The organism is Arthrobacter sp. MPF02 (genome assembly GCF_046605375.1).
Taxonomy (GTDB): domain Bacteria; phylum Actinomycetota; class Actinomycetes; order Actinomycetales; family Micrococcaceae; genus Arthrobacter.
Genome location: NZ_CP176772.1, coordinates 1,134,904 through 1,149,125, shown reverse-complemented (window position 1 = coordinate 1,149,125; position 14,222 = coordinate 1,134,904). Strand labels below are relative to the sequence as shown.

The following is a 14,222-nucleotide window of genomic DNA, read 5'->3' as shown; positions in this document are numbered from 1 at the left end:
AGTGTGAAGGCGGATGCGCGCGACTAGAGTTTTCCGCAGGAGGCTGCGATGAATACTTACACCACTGTGCCAAGCGGGGAGCAGGTGGTCCAGGAACTGCCATGGAGATGGAAGGTCCAGGGCAGGATCTTCCTGATCGGCGGGCTGGGCTTTATGTTCGATGCCTGGGATGTGACGCTGAACGGGATCCTCATTCCGCTGCTCTCAACACACTGGGCACTCACCCCGGGCGAGGTGGCATGGGTGGGCACGTCCAACCTCATCGGCATGGCCCTGGGGGCCTTCGTGTGGGGCACCATCGCGGATACCATCGGCCGCAAGAAGGCCTTCACGGCGACGTTGCTGATCTTCTCGCTGTTCACCGTTTTCGGTGCCTTCTCCCCCGACTTCGTCTGGTTCTGCGTCTTCCGCTTCATGGCCGGCTTTGGCCTGGGCGGGTGTATCCCGGTGGATTACGCGCTGGTGGGTGAGTTCACGCCACGGAAGCAGCGCGGCAAGGTTCTCACTGCCATGGACGGCTGGTGGCCCATCGGCGCAGCGCTGGCCGGCTTCGTCTCCGCCGGCCTGGTGGCACTGTACGGTGACTGGCGGCTAACCATGCTGGTGATGGTCCTGCCTGCGCTGCTGGTGTTCTGGGTGCGCCGCAGCGTTCCGGAGTCCCCGCTGTTCCTCATCCGGAAGGGTCGGCGGGAGGAAGCAGCCAGGGTCATCGACGGCCTTGTTGAGGCCACCGGGGCGGAAGCCCGGGTATACAGCCTGCCCGATGCCAGGGACGTGCCGCGGCTCTCGGCAGGCAGCGCGTGGACCCAGCTCCGCTCCGTCTGGCAGTTCAACTGGAAGATCACCGCAGCGGCCTGGGCCCTGTTCTTCAGCATCCTGCTGGTCTACTACCTGTCGCTGACCTGGATGCCGCGGATCCTGATCGGGGCCGGGTTCGCCGAGTACAAGGCGTTTGTGACCACCGCGTCCATGGCCGCCGTCGGACTGCTGGGCGTGATCGTTGCCGCCCTGCTGGTGGAGCGGGTGGGCCGCAAATGGATTTTGGCGATCACGGGTCCGCTGTCCGCGCTGACCCTGGTGATCGTGGCGTTTGTGGTGGACATCCCCAGCGCGGCAGTGTTCTGGCTGCTGGTATTCGGGTTCGTGGTGCAGGTGGCAATCCCTGTGCTTTACGCCTATGTGTCCGAGCTGTATCCCACCGAACTTCGCGGCACCGGCTTCGGTTGGGCGTCCACGTTTTCGCGGATCGGCGCCGGCTTCGGCCCGCTGATCTTCGCCAGCTACTTCTGGCCCGAACTGGGCCTGGCCACGTCCTTCGCGCTGGCCGGCGGCCTGGTGCTCGTATCGGTGCTTTGGATGGCCTTCTTCTCACCGGAAACCAGGCAGCGGCGCCTCGAGTAACCCCTTCCCCTCCCAACTAGGTAGCGTCAACTGCCGTTTTGAACCCCCAAAACGGCAGTTGGTGCTACCTACTTTTCCTTCCAGCCCGCGGCCCAACCCCGCGATCGGAGCGCCCGTCTGACTTTACGCACGCCGCCCTTGGCCTCGTCTTCCATATGCAGCTTCGAGATACGGACCATAAGCCAACCAGCCCGCGCATAGTCTTCCTCGCGGGTGATGTCCCGGATGATGCGGGCGGGGTCCGAGTGCACCTCGCCGTCATACTCCACGGCAACCTTCTGTTCCGGATAGCTGAGGTCAGGTTGGCGCACGACGCCGGGTCCCAAGACAGTGGGCGCGTTCAGCTCCGGTTCTGGCAGGCCAGCGTATGCCAGTGCCAGCCTCAGCCTTGTTTCCGGTGCGGAGTCCGCCCCGACCCGTGCTTGCTCCAAAGCCAGCCGCGCCTTCCGGATACCTGGCGTGCCCTTATGCCGGTCCAGCATGTCTTCAAGAACGTCCATTGTTGCGAAAGGCTCGGACCTGTCTTCCAGTTCCGGCCGCGGGATGCGCAGGAGGTGGTCAGCTACCACCGTAATCTCGTCGATGCTCATGAGCCGCGCGCAGTCGAGCCAGGTCCTGACCCTGGTAGTAATGAGGAGGCCGTGCAGGGTGGTGATCTCGTCCGCAAAGAACTGTCCCCGGTGTCCTTTGACTCCCGGCCGGCGCATGATGGCGACAGCATCGGGACGTGAGATGTGGAGCAGGGGCAGATCGCTGCCTGGAAGGAACCCGGGAAACTGCCACAGCAGGAAGGCCGAGGCGTGGGAAGCCGCGGCGAACTCCGTCACCTGGGTGTAGGGGCGGATCTGCTGCCCTAGAGCAGACTCATCGGTGGGCGTTGGAACCCGGAGACCTCTGCTTGGGCGCCCGAGGCCCTGGTGACGGAGCCTGCGCTGGCTGATGCCGGCGTCGGCCGCTTCCTGCAAGGTGAAAGGAAGCGAAGCGAAGGGCTCGGGTAGCGGGCGTGGAACCTTCATAGGCCCATCGTGACAGCCGGAAGGGCCGGTGCTTGGGGTTATCCACAGACGTACGCCAGCCGGCCCAACTAGGTAGCACGAAGTGTCGTTTTGGGTCCTCAAAACGACACTTGGCGCTGCCTAGTTGGGTGGGGAGGGACAGTGGGAGGTTGGGAGTAGCGGCAGGAGGCTGGGTCAGGGGGACGGTGACGCGGCGGCGAGGTCTGCCAGGGTGGACACCAGGAGCCGGCGTTCCACCACCTTGATGCGCTCGTGCAGGGTTTCCTCCGTATCGCCGTCCTCGATAGCCACGGCCTCCTGGGCAATGATGGGACCGGTGTCCACCCCGGCGTCCGCCCAGTGAACGGTGCAGCCGGTAATTTTCACGCCGTAGGCCATCGCATCCCGCACCCCGTGGGCTCCGGGGAAGGCCGGCAGCAGTGCCGGGTGGGTGTTCAGGTACTTGCCAGCAAAAGCGTCGATGAACTCGGGGCTGACAATCCGCATGAACCCGGAGGACACCACAACATCAGGCTCGAACGCGGCAACAGCTTCCGTCAAGGCGGCGTTCCACTCCGCGCGGTCCTGGTACGCCTTGAAGTCCACCACGAAAGTAGGGATCCCCACGGCTGCGGAGCGCTCCACGCCGTAGGTTCCCGGCCGGTCGGCACCCACAGCCGCTATTTCGACGTCGAGATTCCCCGCCTTGACCGCGTCGATGACTGCCTGGAGGTTGGACCCGGTTCCGGAAACGAGGACTACGATGCGCATTGGTCTAGCTTATGGGCACGCTCGCGTAGGCTGGAAAACATGAATGGCACCCCGGAACCGGCTCAGCAGCAGCGGACAAAACCTCCGCTCAGCGAGGCGGCAAAGGCCTCCCTGGCCAGGACCCACTCGCTGTTCCGGATGTTCGTCGTATCCGTCTTGGGAGGGTTCTTTGTCTACCAGCTCGACGTCAACTACCTCTGGCTGACGGCGTTCCTCACCGCAGCCAGCCTTGTCCTCGGAGTGGTACTGCTGGTCCGCGCGGCACGGCTGCGGGAGTCAAAGCTTGTCCTCATCGGCACCATTGCCGGGCTGGTGGTCACCGCGATCCTGATGCTGCTCATCCTCGTGACCGCACTGTTCTTCGAGCCAGTACGCGATTACCAGGCCTGCCTGGCCCGGGCGTTGACGGACCAGGCGAGGTCGGTCTGCCGGGTGCAGCTCGAGGACTCGCTGCCGGCCCGGATTCCCTAGCGCCGGCAGGTCCCGGCGCCTAGTGGACGAGTTCCGGGGCGTCCTCCGTGGCGGCCCGCTCACGTTCCAGCCAGGGTCCGGCAGCGTAACCGATCACGACGCCGGCACACACCTCCGCGGCAAGCCAGACTCCCGTCCACAGCGGGTCGGGGCCGATCTCCGTCAGCCTCCCGATCCCGGCCGAACCCCGGGTGAGCCACGCCAGTGCCATGGCCAACAGTCCTGCGGCAACCCCTACCAGCACACCGAGTACCAAGGTGGACACCGCAGCCGTAAACCAGCGGGCGCGGATCTTGATGGAGAGCCACTCGTCAAAGTGGTTCTCACCCTCGCGCAGGAACCACCAGCCCGCCAGTACGCCTGCCAGCACCGGGACGATCAGGGCCACGAACGCGTAGTCGAGCGGACCGCCGGGAATGGCGGCCAGCACAGGAATAGAGGGCAGGGGCCCCACCGCGGTGCCCAGCGGACCCGCCTGCGATCCCACGCCCATCGCAAAGCCGGGGCCGGACACCCAGGCGAGGGCAAAGACCACCAGGTTGGGGAGGTAGCCGAGCTGGGCGACGGTGAGGGCCGCACCTCCTGTGGCGCCGGCGTCGAGCGCTTCGTAGACGGCGACCACCAGGTTCCAGTGGATGAACAGGTCCACGGCGAGCAGCAGCGCGGCAAGCGCCAGGGTGGACACAACCGCCACGAAACCGGCCTTGGCTGCAGAGGCAAGGTACGAGCCCGCCCAGCGCGAGTGCTGGCTGGTGCGGGAGATCCAGTCCACGGCGTCGACGCCGATGAGCCGGCTCCACGAACCAGCCTCACGCCGGGCCCCGATCACCATGCCAAGGGCGTAGGGAACCAGCGGCACCAGCATGGCGTAGCCGAGGTTGATGCCGACGTCCGGTGTCCGGCAGACGAACCCGGTGGCCGCCCCGAAGGCCGAGTAGACGGCCCAGGATCCCAGCAGCGCCTGCCACAGCTGGTCCGTGTAGGAGGCGCGGGCGAGCCGCCGGCCGGCGCGCCAGGCCAGGAGGAACGGAATCAACGTCAGGCCAAGCGGGACGAGGGTAAGGGCGCCGGCCTCCCCCCGGGCTGCTGCACCGGAACCTGCGGCAGTCAGCGCCAGCGGCACGCCGTGCACCAGCAGCCAGGACTGGCCGGCCAGGCGCGCAAGGGCGTCAAACTGGCCGTTCTGGAAGCCGGCGGTCGCCCAAACCGCGACGATCGGCGCCATCACCACGAGCGCGGAAATGAACGCAGCCTGCGCGGTTTCGAGGGCGCCCTGCATCCACAGGGGCATGGGAAGGCCACGGTCTCCGGTCTGGTCAGCGCGCAGTTTCATCGTGTTCCATGGTGTCACGGCCCGTCCGCCCCGCCCGGAAGCGACAGGCTCGGCGCCGGTATTGGACGTACTTTCACGGGTTCGTTGCCGGCGCTTTTTCCACTGGACGGCCGTAAAATGGGACTTACTCTAAGTACCGGCACCGGGATGGTGCATCAGGATTCCGGCTGGCCTCGTATCGAACGGCGGGGCCGGCGAGAGCCCGGAAACCGTAAGCCGGGAAAACAGGAGCCGCGAATGAAAGATGAACAATAAGTTCTGAAGATATTCGTCCTACTGGCTGGTGCAGTCACCGCTCACGGCGCGGCTGCACCAGCATTTTTTACAAAGCCTGCAGGCACAACGACGCCGGGAGCCCCCAAGTAGGCTCCCGGCGTCGCTTGCTGTGGGCGGCTTGGTTGCCGCCGGCCCCGCCGCGCCGGCCATCGGCTTTTCATCTCCTGCAGGATCAGACGCCGCGGCCGCCGTCCGCGCCATTGCTTTCGACGTTTGCCTTGCGCGCTTCCTCATTTCCCGTGACGTACTTGCGTAACCGGGCGCCAACGGAGGTGTCGTCGCCAACGGTGCCGCGGTCCGTGCCGCTGTCGGTGAGGTCGCTGTCACGGCCGATGCCGGCGGTGGGGGTGCCCGCATTGAGGTCCGCATCGCCCTGCAGGTCAACATCGTTTTGGGTGTCTGAATAGGTGCGGACTACACGGTCGTAGTGGGTGTACAACCGGTCCTCTTCTTCGGGAGTGAGGTGGCCGTCAACGTCCACCCGGGGTGCGTCCTTGACGTGTTCCTTGGTATATGGAACCACCAGGTCATTGCCTTGGCTGTGGGCGCCCTCGACAGGGACGAAGGACTGGGAGGTGCCGAACAGGCCCGTCTTGACGGTGACCCATGTGGGTTCACCCGTGTCGTCGTCCGCGTACAGCTGGCCCATCGGACCGATCGTCTCGCCGTCGGACCCGATGACGTTGCCGTTCCTGTTGAGCAGGTCTTCGATGTTTTCCCGGTTGAGCATGTCGTCTCCTTGGATGTGACTTTGCGCTGGGTTTGCCAGCAGTGGAAACTCCGGCTCGGGTGTCACCCGGTGTCCGGCCTCCGCCCCGGCTGCTTGAGGCTTCGCTGACTGCCCCTCTACCGTAAGCATGCTTAGCATAAGATGCCAAGCCTACTTACTAATTATTTTGGGCGGATTCCTGTTCACCCAACCTTTCCCTCCGGGTTACGCGTTCTCCCCCGCGCCGTCAGCGCCGGCACCCACCGTGGAGGAGTGAGGATCGCAATTGTTGCTGAATCATTCCTGCCACTGATGAACGGCGTCACGCATTCCATCCTGCGGGTTCTGGACCATTTGCAGGAACGGGGCGACGATGTCCTGGTCATTGCACCGTCCAGCCAGGACGGGGAGGCGCCGGACCAGGTCAAGGGCGCGGACATCCACCGGCTGCCGGCGGTCCCGCTGGCGGGGTACACGAATGTCCGGGTGGCGATGGGCGGTGTGTACCGGGTCAAGCGAATCCTTGCCGATTACGCACCGGACGTCGTGCACCTTGCCTCGCCGTTCGTCCTCGGCTGGCGGGCGGTCCAGGCGGCCCACCAGCTGGGCATTCCCACAGTTGCGGTCTACCAGACCGAAGTTCCCAGCTACGCCGCACGGTACGGTGTGCCGTTCCTGGAGAACTGGGCCTGGAACCGGGTGGAAAACATCCACCTGCTGGCCACGCGCACCCTGGTGCCCTCAACGTTCGCGCTGAACCAGTTGCGCGGGCGCGGCATCCCGCGGGTGCACATGTGGCGGCGGGGCGTGGACACCGCCCGCTTTTCCCCAGGCAAGCGCGACGACGGGTGGCGGGCTTTGGTGGCTCCCGGCGGGGAGCGGATCATCGGCTATGTGGGCAGGCTGGCAGCGGAAAAGCAGGTTGAGGACCTCGCGGCCCTGGCCGGCGTGCCGAACGCGAAGCTTGTGGTGGTGGGCGACGGGCCACAGCGGGCAGCCCTGGAGGACGCCCTGCCCAATGCGTTTTTCGCCGGCTTCTTGGGCGGCGAAGAACTGGCACGCGCCGTTGCGTCCTTCGACCTGTTCGTCCATCCAGGCGAATTCGAAACGTTCTGCCAGACCATCCAGGAAGCCATGGCATCGGGCGTGCCGGTGGTGGCCACTGGCCGCGGCGGCCCGCTGGACCTGGTGGAGAATTCACGCACAGGCTGGCTGTACGAACCCGGTGACCTGTCCGCCATGCGCGCCCACGTCCTGGACCTGGTGGGCGATGACGCCAAACGCCGTGCCTTCGCCGCCGCCGCCCATGCGTCCGTGCAGGGCAGGACGTGGCCGGCACTGTGTACCGAACTCGTGCGCCACTACACGGCCGCGGTTGCCGCGGCTCCCGTGCCTACAGGCCCTGCGAACGCCAAGGGAGCAAAACTGTGAAAGTATCCGTTATCGGCTGCGGCTACCTGGGAGCCGTCCACGCCGCCACCCTTGCATCCATGGGACACACCGTTGTGGGCATCGATGTCGATTCCGGCAAGGTGGAGCAGCTGGGACGCGGCGCGGCGCCCTTCCACGAGCCCGGGCTGGACGAGCTCCTCCGGGACGGACGCGCCAACGGCAGGCTGCGGTTCTCCACCGACCCCGCGGACGCCGAGGGCGCCCAGGTCCACTTCCTCTGTGTGGGCACCCCGCAGGACAAAACGTCCGACGCCGCCGACCTCACCTTCCTGGTCTCCGCCGCCAAGGCCCTGCTGCCGCACCTGGCCGCGGGCGCCGTCGTCGTGGGTAAATCAACCGTGCCCGTCGGCACCGTGGAAATGCTCCGCGGCGTGCTGGCCCGCCGCCCGGACGTCCTGCTCGGCTGGAACCCGGAGTTCCTCCGGCAGGGCACCGCCGTGAAGGACTCACTGGTGCCGGACCGGCTGGTTTATGGCGTCGACGGCGGGCGTGCGGCGGCCTTCAACCCGTCCACCGGCGCTCCGCTGGGCGTGACAGCGGCGCTGGACGCCGTCTATGAGCCGCTGCTGAGCGCCGGAATTCCGCGGCTGGTCTGCAACTTTGCCACGGCCGAACTGATCAAGTCCGCAGCCAACGCGTACCTGGCCACCAAGGTCAGCTTCATCAATGCCGTTGCCGAACTCTGCGACGCGTCGGGCGCGGACGTGGAGGAGCTGAGCGAGGCGATGGGCCTGGACCCCAGGATCGGAAACCGCTACCTGCACGCAGGCCTTGGGTTCGGCGGCGGCTGCCTGCCCAAGGACATCCGCAGTTTCCGGACCCAGGCCACCGAGCGGGGCGTCAGGGCTGTGGAGGACTGGATGCGGCTGGTGGACTCGGTAAACCTGGGCCAGCGGTCACGTACGGTGGACCTTGCCGCCGGCCTTTGCGGAGGCAGCGTTTCCGGCCGGTCCATCACCGTCCTGGGTGCTTCGTTTAAACCGGACACAGACGATATCCGCGACTCCCCCGCCCTGGACGTGGCGGACAGGCTCGCAGCGGCCGGTGCGCACGTGACGGTCACCGACCCGCAAGCCGTCAACCACGCCTGGCGCCGCTATCCGCGGCTGCGTTTCGAAAAGTCGACGGACCGTGCGCTTGAGGGCGCCGACCTGGTGCTGCTCCTCACCGAGTGGGACGAGTACCGGCGGCTCTCCCCCGCCATCGCGGCAAGGCTCGTCCGACGGCGGGTGGTGCTGGACGCGCGCAACGTTTTGGACGCTGTGGCCTGGCAGGCCGAGGGTTGGACGGTGCGCGGACTGGGTACGTCCGGCAGCGCCTTTGCCGTTGCCGAGCCGGCGCCGGCCGGCAGGGGCGCCCTCGGCTGAACCGGCGGTAAAAGCGGGGCCCCACGTCGTCCCGCCCCGTTCAGCCCAACAGGCCCAGTTCGGCGAAGGCGAGCGCTACGCCATTGCCGGCAGGCCCCGGCGTGGTCCGGTCAGCGACGGCCAGCACTCCCGGGTGGCCGCCTTCAACGGCGATACCCGTTCCGGCATACTCCAGCATTTCGATGTCGTTGGCGCTGTCGCCGATTGCGACAATGTCCTCTCGCTTCAGCCCGAGCCGGTCCTCCAGCACCTGGATTCCCACTGCCTTGTGGGTTCCGGCCATATAGATCTCCCCGGCCCGGTCCCCCAGGGCGGAAAGGGAACTCGGGATCAGTCCCACCGCAGGACCGAAGGTCGGCATCAGGTCAATCAGCGGCACCGGGGAGTCGAAGCAGGAGATCTTGGCGAAGGACGCGGAGCGCAGGTCGTCGCTGTACTGCATCGGCCCCAGGATGTCCTCGATCGGATCGACGTCGGTGCTGAGGACGCCGTCATGCTGCGGGCGCGCCGCGAAGATGGGACCCAGCACCTGCCGCAGCCGCTGGTCCACGCCCGTGCGGCCGTGGAGGGCCTCCGGAGCCTCCAATATGTAGGCCGCGTTGTTGGCGTCCAGTGTTTCCACGAGCCGGGCCGCAACTTCCGGTTCGAACCGGGTGTCCTTGAGGACTTCGCCGTTGAGTTCAACGCGGGCGCCGGCACCGGTGATGGTGCCGTCGAACCCGGCGTCCAGAATGTGCCCGGGGACCATGGCCAGCGGCCGGCCGGTGCAGACGAACACCAGGTGGCCCAGCCGGCGGGCGGTCCGGACCGCCTCGACATGGGCTTCGGGAGCCAGTCCGTGGTCGGCATAAGTGCCGTCGATGTCGAGGAAAATGGCACGCGGCCGCTGGGTTTGCTGGCTGGACATGCCGGGCTCCTTGGTCTGCTGGCGGGGACACCCAATCCTATCCAAACCCGGGAAACAGAGGTCTTTCCGCACGTCAAAGGGTGGAAGTGACTTTTTCCCCGCCGCCAACTGACAGTCATCCTGTGACATTCAAAGCCTTGCAGAGAAGTAAGCACGCTGATTGAATTAGGACACCGGAAATGGGGGCCCGGCACAACTTACTGATTAAGGAGTGACAACATGGGCATTCTCGGATTTCTCATTTTGGGCCTGATCGCCGGCGCTATTGCAAAGGCAATTCTGCCGGGCCGCCAGGGCGGAGGCTGGCTGGTCACCTTGGTCCTGGGCGTTGTTGGCGCCATCCTGGGCGGCTGGATCGGCTCGCTGATCTTTGGAGGCGGCCTGGCGGAGTTCTTCGATATCCGCACCTGGCTCCTGGCCATTCTCGGCTCGGTTATCGTGCTGCTGGTCTACGGGGCAGTCACCAACCGCAGCCACCGCAGGGTGTAGCGGCACCACTAATTTCCAAAGCAAAGCGCCGTCCTCCGCACGGAGGGCGGCGTTCTTGCGTTCCGGCCTTATAGGGGCCAAAATTCCGGATAACTGCCGGTAACCGTTTCCCTCCCGCGCAGTAAAAGTCCCGCGCGGGCAATTATGATGTGCGAGGGGGTGGTGTTATGGCTGGTTCTGGCCACGGCAGTAATTCAACGGCTCATGCGTTCGGTTCGATTTTGGATGCAAATCCCGACGCCCTCCTGGCCCTCACCGCAGACGGCACCGTCACCCTGGCCAACGCCGCAGCGGCCAGGCTGTTTGGCTACCAACAGGAGGAACTGGCGGGCCGGGACTACCGGACCCTCCTGTCACCCGCCTCCCGCGGCGAAGCGGAGCACCTCATCCAGCAGCTCGCCAGTGGGGCCGAAGCGTTTCCGCCGCCGCGCGAGATCACGGCCATGCATCGTGAGGGAACCGAATTTCCCGCGGAGGCGGCAGGTTCCCGCTTCCCCTCCCGGGGCCGCCCTGGCGCTCTGCCAGGCAACGGCCAGGGAGAGTTGGACGACGGCGTCTCGGCCGGCACCCGGCTCCTCCTGTCCGTCAGGGGTACTTCACACCGGCAGGCCGCTGACGCGGACCTGCGGAAGGCCATGTCCCTGCTGACCGCCACCCTCGAGTCCACCGCCGACGGCATCCTGGTGATGAGCTCCGACGGACACGTGGCAGGCTTTAACGACCAGTTCCTCACCATGTGGAACATCCCCGCGGAGCTCCTCAAGGGTGACAGCGAGGAGCCCATCATGCGCCTCATCGTTGCCCAGGTTTCCGATCCCATCGCCTTCATGGCCCGGCTCCAGGAACTGGAGGACAATCCGGAAGCCGAAAGCCATGACGTGCTGGACTTCAAGGACGGACGAACATTCGAACGGTACTCGCGCCCCCAGCGGGTGGGTGACAAAATTGTGGGCCGCGTGTGGAGCTTCCGCGATGTAACCCCGCGGCGGAAGGCCCAGGAACAGGCCCACCAGGCGATGCTGGACCTGGCAGCCCAGGCGGAGAAGCTCCGGGCGATGGCTTTCCAGGACCCCCTGACCGGGCTGGCCAACAGGGCGGTCTTCAATGATGCCCTTGCCGAGGCGCTGCAGGAACCCCGGCTCAAAGCGGTGGATGTCCTTCTCCTGGACCTGGACGATTTCAAGGAAGTCAACGACATCCTGGGCCACCAGGCAGGCGATGACATGCTCATCGAGGTCTCCCGGCGGCTTCGCGGCTGCGTCCCGACCGCCGACGTCGTGGCCCGGCTGGGCGGCGACGAGTTCGTGGTGCTGCTGACCGCGTGCCCCGATGCTGACGGGATCGCTGCCTGCATCGTCCGCTGCCTGCATGTTCCCGTCACCATTAACGGCACCGTGCTGCGCCCCAGGCTTAGCCTGGGCCTGGCATCGCTGGGCCGGGAGAGCGTGGGTCCCTCCGAACTCCTGCGCCAGGCGGACATCGCCATGTACGCGGCCAAGGCAGCCGGCAAGAACCGCTTCCTGCGCTTCCATCCGGACATGATGACGGCCCTGGTGCGGCGGACCGACATGGAAAGCGCCCTGCAACTGGCCGTTCCGCGGGGCGAAATCACGGTGGACTACCAGCCGATCGTTTCGCACCGGATGGGCCAGGTGGTGAAACTCGAGGCGCTGGCGCGGTGGAACCGGGGCGGCGAGCGCATTCCGCCGTCGGTCTTCATCCCGCTGGCCGAACGCACCGGGCTCATCAACGAAATCGGGGCGGAGGTCATGGCCCTGGGGATGGTGCAGCTGGCGGAGTGGCTGGGCCAGGACCCCTCACGGTCCCTGTCCGTCAACGTTTCCGGCGTCCAGCTGCAGGAGTCGGACTTCGCCGCCAGTGTGCTCACATTGGCTGAAGCCAGCGGCGTGGCCGCCTACCAGCTGGTGCTGGAGGTGACCGAGAGTGTCTTTTTCGACGCCGACTGCAGCCTGATCGAACAGCTCAGCGCGCTGCGGGAGGCAGGCGCCCGGGTGGCCCTGGACGATTTCGGGACCGGCTACTCCTCCCTTGGCCGGCTGCAGGACCTGCCCGTGGACACGGTGAAGATCGACAAGACGTTTGTGTCGATGGTGCGCACCGGCCAGGAGCGGCTGCCCATCCTGAACTCGATGATCAACATGGCACACAGCCTGGGACTGACGGTCACGGCGGAGGGCGTCGAAACCGCGGCGCAGGCGGACTACCTGACGGCGCTGGAATGCGATTCGCTGCAGGGGTACCTCTTCTCGCTGCCCGAGCCGGGCGAAAGGCTGGGGCACGCGCTGCTGCACGCCGAAGAAGCACTGCAGGCCCTCAAGGCGCGGTAAGCCTAGGCGGCCTGCTTGCGCCCCGGCTGCTTGCCGTTCTTCCCGCCTGCCGGTTTGGCTGGGGACGGTTCAGCCGGTGCAGGTGCCGGGGCAGCAGCGGCCCCGGCGGCCGGTTCGGCGGCGGCAAGGTCTGCCGGTACCGCCTCGCCGGCGGCCACGGTTTCTTCCGCAGATGACGCAGCCTCGTCCGCGGCTGCGGCGTCTTTGTTCCGGCGCCAGCGGCGAAGGAGGTCGACGGCGGCGAGCGCACCGGCGAGGGGCGTCAGCACTGCGGCACCGTAGACGAACAGCATCCAGGTCAGGGTGGTCAGCGGCGGCTGGTTGTTGTGCAGGAGGGACAGTCCGCCCAGCAGTCCCACGGCCCAGAAGAGGAGCACTGCCGCCAGGACGGCAGCGGCGGGAAAATACTGGCTTGTCGCAATTTTTTTCAGGGTTTCCATGCACTTCCTCCTGCCTGGCCGGGGGCTGCGGAAAGTGGCCGCATCAACACAAGTATGGGGTTGGAAATTACGGAAACCCTGCAAGACACCGTGGCAAGTGACAAATGTAACTTAAGGGCCGCCGTCGTGCAGTTTCCTAGGGTTCTTCCGCGCTCCGAAAAGCCCCGTTACGGTGGGTTTCGTTCGCCCGATTCCCAGGAGGTTTTGAATGCGCAAAGTAACCGCCGGACTGTTCCATTCCGTTGATGGCGTAGTGTCCGATCCGTACAAATTCCAGTTCGACAGCTTCGATGACGAGCTCGGCGAAGGCCTCACCAAAATGATGGACACCGTGGACACAGTGGTCCTGGGCCGGGTGAGCTACCAGGAGTGGGCAGCGTACTGGCCCAACGCCTCCGTGGACGAGGACTTTGCCGCCTTCATCAACCCCATTGAGAAGCACGTGGCGTCGCGCACCCTCACCGAACCGCTGGAATGGCAAAACTCGCATCTGATCGATGCGCCGCTGGAGGAGTTCGTTGCCAAGCTGAAGGCCCGCGACGGCGGCGAGATTGCGGTCTGCGGCAGCATCTCGGTGACCCGGCAGCTGCTGTTCGCCGGGCTGCTGGACTCGCTCACCCTGATGACCCACCCGGTGGTTGCCGGGACCGGCCGGCGCCTCTTCGCGGACGGCGATCCCACCACGCGCCTGGTGCTCCAGGACCAGCGCACCACCAGCAAGGGCAACGTGATCAGCACCTACGGGCGGCTTGATGACTGATCATTTTCAGTGGCTGGTAGTTCCGCGCCGGGATTCCAGGACGGGGCGGATCCAGCGGTCAGCCAGCAGCCCGGTGGCCAGCGAGTACAGGGCCTTGTGCGTCACGTCCACCACCTGTTCTTTCCCGGGCCAGGTGGTGGGCGGGGCGCCGGCGCCGGTCGCATTTTCCAGGGTCTGGTCGAAGGCAAGCCGGACAATGGTGTGCTTGCCATGGGCCAGCGGTCCCCGGATTCCGGTCACCGCCCAGACTCCCCGCAGGGACCCAAGCACAGCCCCGGTCCCCCAGTGCATCACGTGGTTCCACACAAGCGGCTTCTGCCGGTCGTCCGGCCGCTGGCCGAGCAGCGTCAGCAGAGTGCGGGCCGGAATATAGGAGTTCGGCCGCCTGGTGAGGGATTGTTCGATTTTCTCCCCGGCCGTCATCACGGCCACCCCGGCAAGCCCGCAGACGGCACCCCGGGCTGCGGCTGCCAGCAATTCCTGTCCTCGGGACCGGGCCATGA

At 66.1% G+C, this 14,222-nt stretch carries 14 protein-coding genes; 7 read left to right on the top strand and 7 right to left on the bottom strand.

What is annotated here, in order from left to right; genetic code table 11:
• Positions 1-48: 48 nt before the first annotated feature.
• Positions 49-1,401, top strand: a complete 1,353-nt coding sequence (locus ACLH0K_RS05460; RefSeq protein WP_411375811.1) for an MFS transporter — start codon at positions 49-51, stop codon at positions 1,399-1,401.
• Between the two features lie 68 nt (positions 1,402-1,469).
• On the opposite strand, the gene ACLH0K_RS05455 is transcribed toward ACLH0K_RS05460, so the two are convergent.
• Both ACLH0K_RS05455 and purN read right to left on the bottom strand, forming a co-directional pair.
• Positions 1,470-2,417, bottom strand: a complete 948-nt coding sequence (locus tag ACLH0K_RS05455; RefSeq protein ID WP_411375810.1) for an endonuclease domain-containing protein — start codon at positions 2,415-2,417, stop codon at positions 1,470-1,472.
• A 174-nt stretch (positions 2,418-2,591) separates the two neighbouring features.
• On the bottom strand, positions 2,592-3,167 hold the full coding sequence (gene purN / locus ACLH0K_RS05450; protein ID WP_411375809.1) for a phosphoribosylglycinamide formyltransferase: 576 nt from the start codon (positions 3,165-3,167) through the stop codon (positions 2,592-2,594).
• Positions 3,168-3,206: 39 nt separating this feature from the next.
• Here purN and ACLH0K_RS05445 point away from each other — a divergent pair, with 39 nt between their 5' ends.
• Complete coding sequence (locus tag ACLH0K_RS05445; RefSeq protein WP_411375808.1) at positions 3,207-3,638, top strand: hypothetical protein; 432 nt, start codon at positions 3,207-3,209, stop codon at positions 3,636-3,638.
• 19 nt (positions 3,639-3,657) lie between these two features.
• Here ACLH0K_RS05445 and ACLH0K_RS05440 read toward each other — a convergent pair whose 3' ends face one another.
• Both ACLH0K_RS05440 and ACLH0K_RS05435 read right to left on the bottom strand, forming a co-directional pair.
• Positions 3,658-4,971 carry a DUF6350 family protein gene (locus ACLH0K_RS05440; protein ID WP_411375807.1) on the bottom strand — a complete coding sequence of 438 codons (1,314 nt, stop codon included), beginning with the start codon at positions 4,969-4,971 and terminating at the stop codon, positions 3,658-3,660.
• A 448-nt stretch (positions 4,972-5,419) separates the two neighbouring features.
• Positions 5,420-5,977 carry a PRC-barrel domain-containing protein gene (locus tag ACLH0K_RS05435; RefSeq protein ID WP_411375806.1) on the bottom strand — a complete coding sequence of 186 codons (558 nt, stop codon included), beginning with the start codon at positions 5,975-5,977 and terminating at the stop codon, positions 5,420-5,422.
• A 252-nt stretch (positions 5,978-6,229) separates the two neighbouring features.
• Between ACLH0K_RS05435 and ACLH0K_RS05430 the strand changes: the two genes are divergently transcribed.
• The gene (locus tag ACLH0K_RS05430) at positions 6,230-7,387 is read left to right on the top strand and encodes a glycosyltransferase family 4 protein (RefSeq protein ID WP_411375805.1); all 1,158 of its coding nucleotides are present in this window, start codon (positions 6,230-6,232) and stop codon (positions 7,385-7,387) included.
• Positions 7,384-8,775 (top strand): UDP-glucose dehydrogenase family protein, encoded by a 1,392-nt coding sequence (locus ACLH0K_RS05425; RefSeq protein ID WP_411375804.1) that lies wholly within the window; start codon positions 7,384-7,386, stop codon positions 8,773-8,775. Before ACLH0K_RS05430 ends, ACLH0K_RS05425 begins: the two co-directional genes overlap by 4 nt.
• A 40-nt stretch (positions 8,776-8,815) precedes the next feature.
• Here ACLH0K_RS05425 and ACLH0K_RS05420 read toward each other — a convergent pair whose 3' ends face one another.
• Positions 8,816-9,682, bottom strand: coding sequence for an HAD hydrolase family protein (locus ACLH0K_RS05420; RefSeq protein ID WP_411375803.1), 867 nt, complete (start codon positions 9,680-9,682; stop codon positions 8,816-8,818).
• 219 nt (positions 9,683-9,901) lie between these two features.
• Between ACLH0K_RS05420 and ACLH0K_RS05415 the strand changes: the two genes are divergently transcribed.
• Complete coding sequence (locus ACLH0K_RS05415; RefSeq protein ID WP_138138733.1) at positions 9,902-10,171, top strand: GlsB/YeaQ/YmgE family stress response membrane protein; 270 nt, start codon at positions 9,902-9,904, stop codon at positions 10,169-10,171.
• A gap of 167 nt (positions 10,172-10,338) precedes the next feature.
• Entirely contained in the window at positions 10,339-12,519 is a 2,181-nt protein-coding gene (locus ACLH0K_RS05410; protein ID WP_411375802.1) for a putative bifunctional diguanylate cyclase/phosphodiesterase, read from the top strand.
• A 2-nt stretch (positions 12,520-12,521) separates the two neighbouring features.
• Here the strand turns inward: ACLH0K_RS05410 and ACLH0K_RS05405 are convergent, their stop codons facing one another.
• Complete coding sequence (locus tag ACLH0K_RS05405; protein WP_411375801.1) at positions 12,522-12,959, bottom strand: hypothetical protein; 438 nt, start codon at positions 12,957-12,959, stop codon at positions 12,522-12,524.
• A gap of 208 nt (positions 12,960-13,167) precedes the next feature.
• On the opposite strand from ACLH0K_RS05405, the gene ACLH0K_RS05400 reads away from it, so the two are divergent.
• On the top strand, positions 13,168-13,719 hold the full coding sequence (locus tag ACLH0K_RS05400) for a dihydrofolate reductase family protein (RefSeq protein ID WP_411375800.1): 552 nt from the start codon (positions 13,168-13,170) through the stop codon (positions 13,717-13,719).
• 6 nt (positions 13,720-13,725) lie between these two features.
• Here the strand turns inward: ACLH0K_RS05400 and ACLH0K_RS05395 are convergent, their stop codons facing one another.
• Positions 13,726-14,220 (bottom strand): hypothetical protein, encoded by a 495-nt coding sequence (locus tag ACLH0K_RS05395; RefSeq protein ID WP_411375799.1) that lies wholly within the window; start codon positions 14,218-14,220, stop codon positions 13,726-13,728.
• Positions 14,221-14,222 lie beyond the last annotated feature (2 nt).

Coding starts and splice junctions, on each gene's coding strand:
- ACLH0K_RS05460 (WP_411375811.1), top strand. CDS start 49: ATGAATACTTACACCACTGTGCCAAGCGGGGAGCAGGTGGTCCAGGAA.
- ACLH0K_RS05455 (WP_411375810.1), bottom strand. CDS start 2,417: ATGAAGGTTCCACGCCCGCTACCCGAGCCCTTCGCTTCGCTTCCTTTC.
- purN (WP_411375809.1), bottom strand. CDS start 3,167: ATGCGCATCGTAGTCCTCGTTTCCGGAACCGGGTCCAACCTCCAGGCA.
- ACLH0K_RS05445 (WP_411375808.1), top strand. CDS start 3,207: ATGAATGGCACCCCGGAACCGGCTCAGCAGCAGCGGACAAAACCTCCG.
- ACLH0K_RS05440 (WP_411375807.1), bottom strand. CDS start 4,971: ATGAAACTGCGCGCTGACCAGACCGGAGACCGTGGCCTTCCCATGCCC.
- ACLH0K_RS05435 (WP_411375806.1), bottom strand. CDS start 5,977: ATGCTCAACCGGGAAAACATCGAAGACCTGCTCAACAGGAACGGCAAC.
- ACLH0K_RS05420 (WP_411375803.1), bottom strand. CDS start 9,682: ATGTCCAGCCAGCAAACCCAGCGGCCGCGTGCCATTTTCCTCGACATC.
- ACLH0K_RS05415 (WP_138138733.1), top strand. CDS start 9,902: ATGGGCATTCTCGGATTTCTCATTTTGGGCCTGATCGCCGGCGCTATT.
- ACLH0K_RS05410 (WP_411375802.1), top strand. CDS start 10,339: ATGGCTGGTTCTGGCCACGGCAGTAATTCAACGGCTCATGCGTTCGGT.
- ACLH0K_RS05405 (WP_411375801.1), bottom strand. CDS start 12,959: ATGGAAACCCTGAAAAAAATTGCGACAAGCCAGTATTTTCCCGCCGCT.
- ACLH0K_RS05400 (WP_411375800.1), top strand. CDS start 13,168: ATGCGCAAAGTAACCGCCGGACTGTTCCATTCCGTTGATGGCGTAGTG.
- ACLH0K_RS05395 (WP_411375799.1), bottom strand. CDS start 14,220: ATGGCCCGGTCCCGAGGACAGGAATTGCTGGCAGCCGCAGCCCGGGGT.